The organism is Kitasatospora sp. NPDC059462, from assembly GCF_042749955.1.
Lineage (GTDB): Bacteria > Actinomycetota > Actinomycetes > Streptomycetales > Streptomycetaceae > Kitasatospora.
Genome location: NZ_JBHYUU010000340.1, coordinates 1 through 4,034, shown reverse-complemented (window position 1 = coordinate 4,034; position 4,034 = coordinate 1). Strand labels below are relative to the sequence as shown.

The following is a 4,034-nucleotide window of genomic DNA, read 5'->3' as shown; positions in this document are numbered from 1 at the left end:
CCTTTTTAAACCTTTGGCGGGCGGCGGCACGGTACTTTTTTTAATACCACCCGGTTTTGGCCGGGGCCCGGCCCCGCCGGCCCCCCCCCCGGCCGGGGGGGCGGGCGGCGCACCACCCTCCGAGGGAGATCCCCATGACCGACGACGTCCCCACCGCGCCGGTGACCGGCATGCTGCACTCCTGGGACCTGTCCACCGGCGTCGACGGCCCCGGCACCCGCTTCGTCGCCTTCCTGGCCGGCTGCCCGCTGCGCTGCCAGTACTGCCACAATCCCGACACCCGCTACCTGGCCGACGGCCGCCCGGTGACCGCCGACGAGGTCGTCCGGGAGGCCGCCGGGTACACCGCCTTCATCCGTGCCTCCGGCGGCGGCGCGACCGTCAGCGGCGGCGAGCCGCTGCTCCAGCCCGCCCTCACCGGGGAACTGCTGCACCGGTTCAAGCACGAGCTCGGGCTGCACACCGCCCTGGACACCTCCGGCTACCTCGGCACCCGCGCCACCGACGCCCTGCTCGCGGACACCGATCTGGTGCTGCTGGACCTCAAGTCCTGGGACCGCGCGCTGTACCGCCGGGTGACCGGGCGCCGGCTGTCGCCCACCCTGGACTTCGCCCGCCGCCTGGCCGGTCTCGGTACGGAGGTCCACGTCCGCTTCGTGCTCGTCCCCGGCCTCACCGACCCCACCGGCAACGTCGAGGGCGTCGCCGCCTTCGCCGCCTCGCTCGGCAACGTCACCCGCGTCGACGTGCTGCCCTTCCACAAGCTCGGCGCCGCCAAGTGGAGCGCCCTCGGCCTCGACTTCCCCCTCGCCGGCACCCCGGTCCCCACCGCCGAGCAGACCGCCGCCGCCCGCGCCGTGTTCACCGCCCACGGCCTGCACGCCGTCTGACGGCGCCCCGCGGGGGGCCGCCACTCTTTCGGGTGGCCCGCGCGCGGGTCCTCGCCCGGACCGGACCGGGTGGCGCGTAGAACGTCCGTGTACCGCACGCCCCCGCGCAGGACGGACCGCACCGATGACCCTGGACTCCGGCCCCTACAGGATCCGCAACGCCGGCCGGCCGGTCGGCCGCGCCAGGACGGAGACCTTCGACCTGGCGCCCAAGGCGGTGTTCGCCGCGACCGACGACGAGAACGCGGTGTGGATCGTCGAGGCGCTGCCCGGCGGGCGCCACAAGCTGTACGCCAAGCGCGCCCCCACCGGCATCGGGAACGACGCGCCGGCGGGGCCGCTGGTCGCCCTGCTCGTCGGGCAGGAGCACGCCGAGGAGTGGGAGCTGACCGCGGTCGACGGGACCGTGGACGGCTACGAGGTCCGCTCGCGGCAGGGCGTGGTGTGGCTCGCCCCGGCGGAGGGCGCGCACGGCCCGGTCGAGGTGCTGCCCGCGCTCGACGACCTGGGCCGGTCCACCTTCGTGTTCGAGCGGGTCCACGCGTAGGGCCCGGCCCGGGCGTCGCCCCCCCCGGCCGCTCAGTGCGGGACCACCCAGTCCGGCCGCCAGGTGCCGGGGGCGTCATGGGCGGGTGAGGCCGTGGCGAGGTGGGCGCGCAGGGCGGGCAGGGCCGGGTGGGGGTTGTCGCGGTGCCAGAGGAGCGCGTGCGGGTAGACCGGCACCGGGTCGGTCACCGGGATCAGGCGCAGGCCGTGGCCGGCGGGCCAGACCAGGCGGGTCAGGCCGCCCATGAAGGTGGCCAGGGCCGGAGTGTCGGCGACGGTGTCGAGGAGGGCGTCGGAGCCGAAGTTCGGGCCGGTCGCCTCGATGGTGAGGCCGAACGCGGCGACCAGGTCGTCGTAGTAGGCGGCCCACTCGGAGCCGGGGAGCAGGCCGGGCATCCAGATCCGGTGCCCGGCGAGCTCGGCGAGGGTCACCGACCGGGCGTCGGCCAGCGCGTGGCCCGGGCCGGTGAGCAGCTGGAGTGGCTCGTCGGCGACCCGGACGGACGCGACGGAGTCCGGCAGGCGTCCGCCGGGCATGGCGACGGCCCGGAAGGACGCGTCGATCGCGCCCGACTCGATGGCGCCGACGGCGGCCCCGATCTCCAGCAGCGTCAGCACGTCCAGCTCGATCTCCGGGTGGGTCCGGTGGAAGCCGCGCATCAGGCCCGAGCCCGCGCCGCGTGAACTGATCACATCGACGCGCAGCGGACGGCGCCCGGCGTGCACGGAGGCGACCGCGCGCTCGGCGACGCGCAGCAGTTCGCGCGCGTGCGGCAGGAACGCCTGCCCGTCGATGGTGGGTTCGGCGCCGCGCGGGGTGCGGTTGAACAGCCGTACCCCGAGATCGCGCTCCAGGGCGGCGATGCGCTTGGAAACGGCCTGCTGGGTGATCGACAGGTCGGCGGCGGCCTTCTGGAACTGGCCCGCCCCGGCGACGGCGGCGAAGGTGCGTACGGCTTCGAGGTCCATGGCGCACCACCCTAGTGAACAACCTGTGGTTGTTCAGATCGGGTGGACCGGTTGTTTGACCTGCTGCTTCACGGCCCGCTTGGCTCTGCCCCGGCAACAGTCGTTTGTGCGGGGAGGGTGCGGCATGACGGGCGGAGGAGCGCTGGGGCGGCGGTTCGCCTGGCTCTGGGCGGCGTACGCGGCGAGCGCCTACGGGTCCGGCCTCGGGTTCGGGGCGCTGCCGCTGATCGCCGTGCTGGTGGTGCACGCGGGGCCCGCCGAGGTGTCCGCGCTGTCCGCGGCCGGCCCGGCGGTCGGTGCGCTGATCGCGCTGCCGCTCGCGCCGTGGGTGGAGTTCCGGCGCAAGCGGCGGGTGATGATCGCGACGGACCTGGTGAGGTGCGCCGCCATGGCGTCGATCCCGGTCGCCCACGCGTTCGGCCGGCTGGGCTTCGTCCAGCTGCTGGTGGTCTCCGCAGTGGTCGCGGCCGCCAAGATCGCTTTCAACGCGGCCAGTGGCGCCTTCCTCAAGGCCCTGGTCCGGCCGGAGGACCTGCTGGTGGCCAACGCGCGGTTCGAGTCCACCAACTGGAGCGCCCTCGCGATCGGGCCGCCGCTGGGCGGGGCGGCGATCGGCCTGTTCGGGCCGGTCGCCACGGTGCTGGCGGACGCGGCCGGTTATCTGCTGTCCGCGCTGGGCATCGCCGCGATCGGCGGCCGGGAGGACGCTCCGCGACCGGCCGGCGGCGGACGGATCCGGGCGGGCGCGGTGCTCGACGGCTGGCGGCACCTCCTGGGGGATCCCGCGCTGCGGGCGCTCTACCTCGACAACCTGCTCGTCTCCGGTCTGATCATGGCCACCCAGCCGCTGCTGACGGTCCTGCTGCTCGGCCGGCTCGGATTCACCCCCTGGCAGTACGGGCTGGCCTTCGCCGCTCCCTGTCTCGGCGGGCTGATCGGCTCCCGGCTGGCCCCCCGGGTGGTCGCCCGCCACGGCCGGCACCGGGTGCTCCGGGTGGTCGGCACGCTGCGCGCGGTCTGGCTGATCGGCCTGGCCTTCGTGCGCCCCGGCACGGCCGGCCTGGTCACCGTGATCGCCGTCGAGCTGGCGATCATCGTCAACATGAGCCTGTACAACCCGGTGCTCGCCGCCCACCGGCTCGAACGCACGCCCCGGCGGCTCGTGGCCCGCACCCTGGCGGCCTGGTCGATCGGCCAGCAGGCGGCCGTCGCCGTCCTCACCGCGCTCGGCGGGCTGCTGGCCGGCGCCATCGGTCCCCGCGCCGCCATCGCGGTCGCGGGTGCGCTGGTCCTGGCCGGCCCGCTGCTGCGCCCGCGCCGCGGGGAGCGGGCGCCGCGGGGCGGGGCGGAGCCGTCCCCCGGGCGTTCGTGACCGGGCCGCGCCGACCGCTCCGCCCCGCCACCACGGGGTGCGGTGGCCGGGCGGCGCGGGTCACGCCTCGCGGCGGCGGCGGAAGATCCGGCGGACGGCGAACACGATCGCCACGACGAGCCCGATGAAGAACAGCACGATGAGCAGGACGACGACCAGGGCGGCGATGCCGAGCTTCTTGAAGAAGCCGCCCTTCTTCTTCTCACCGGACGCCGGGGCCGCCGCGAGCGGTGCGGTGTCGGCGGCAGGCCGCACGG

The 4,034-nt window shown here is 75.4% G+C and carries 4 protein-coding genes and 1 pseudogene; 3 read left to right on the top strand and 2 right to left on the bottom strand.

Features of this window, described 5'->3' with window-relative positions:
- The first annotated feature begins 134 nt into the window (after positions 1 to 134).
- The gene (gene pflA, locus ACFXAM_RS38110) at positions 135 to 890 is read left to right on the top strand and encodes a pyruvate formate-lyase-activating protein (RefSeq protein ID WP_380298458.1); all 756 of its coding nucleotides are present in this window, start codon (positions 135 to 137) and stop codon (positions 888 to 890) included.
- Between the two features lie 124 nt (positions 891 to 1,014).
- Positions 1,015 to 1,437, top strand: a complete 423-nt coding sequence (locus ACFXAM_RS38105) for an I66 family serine proteinase inhibitor (protein WP_380298456.1) — start codon at positions 1,015 to 1,017, stop codon at positions 1,435 to 1,437.
- A 32-nt stretch (positions 1,438 to 1,469) separates the two neighbouring features.
- On the opposite strand, the gene ACFXAM_RS38100 is transcribed toward ACFXAM_RS38105, so the two are convergent.
- Positions 1,470 to 2,405 carry a LysR family transcriptional regulator gene (locus tag ACFXAM_RS38100; protein WP_380298454.1) on the bottom strand — a complete coding sequence of 312 codons (936 nt, stop codon included), beginning with the start codon at positions 2,403 to 2,405 and terminating at the stop codon, positions 1,470 to 1,472.
- Between the two features lie 124 nt (positions 2,406 to 2,529).
- Here ACFXAM_RS38100 and ACFXAM_RS38095 point away from each other — a divergent pair, with 124 nt between their 5' ends.
- A complete protein-coding gene (locus ACFXAM_RS38095) occupies positions 2,530 to 3,777 on the top strand; it encodes an MFS transporter (RefSeq protein ID WP_380298453.1) in 1,248 nt (415 codons plus the stop codon).
- Positions 3,778 to 3,837: 60 nt separating this feature from the next.
- Here ACFXAM_RS38095 and ACFXAM_RS38090 read toward each other — a convergent pair.
- Positions 3,838 to 4,034: pseudogene (locus ACFXAM_RS38090) on the bottom strand (hypothetical protein); the annotation flags it as partial.

Excerpts from the sequence above, each read along its gene's own strand:
- pflA (WP_380298458.1), top strand. The coding sequence starts at position 135 with ATGACCGACGACGTCCCCACCGCGCCGGTGACCGGCATGCTGCACTCC.
- ACFXAM_RS38105 (WP_380298456.1), top strand. The coding sequence starts at position 1,015 with ATGACCCTGGACTCCGGCCCCTACAGGATCCGCAACGCCGGCCGGCCG.
- ACFXAM_RS38100 (WP_380298454.1), bottom strand. The coding sequence starts at position 2,405 with ATGGACCTCGAAGCCGTACGCACCTTCGCCGCCGTCGCCGGGGCGGGC.
- ACFXAM_RS38095 (WP_380298453.1), top strand. The coding sequence starts at position 2,530 with ATGACGGGCGGAGGAGCGCTGGGGCGGCGGTTCGCCTGGCTCTGGGCG.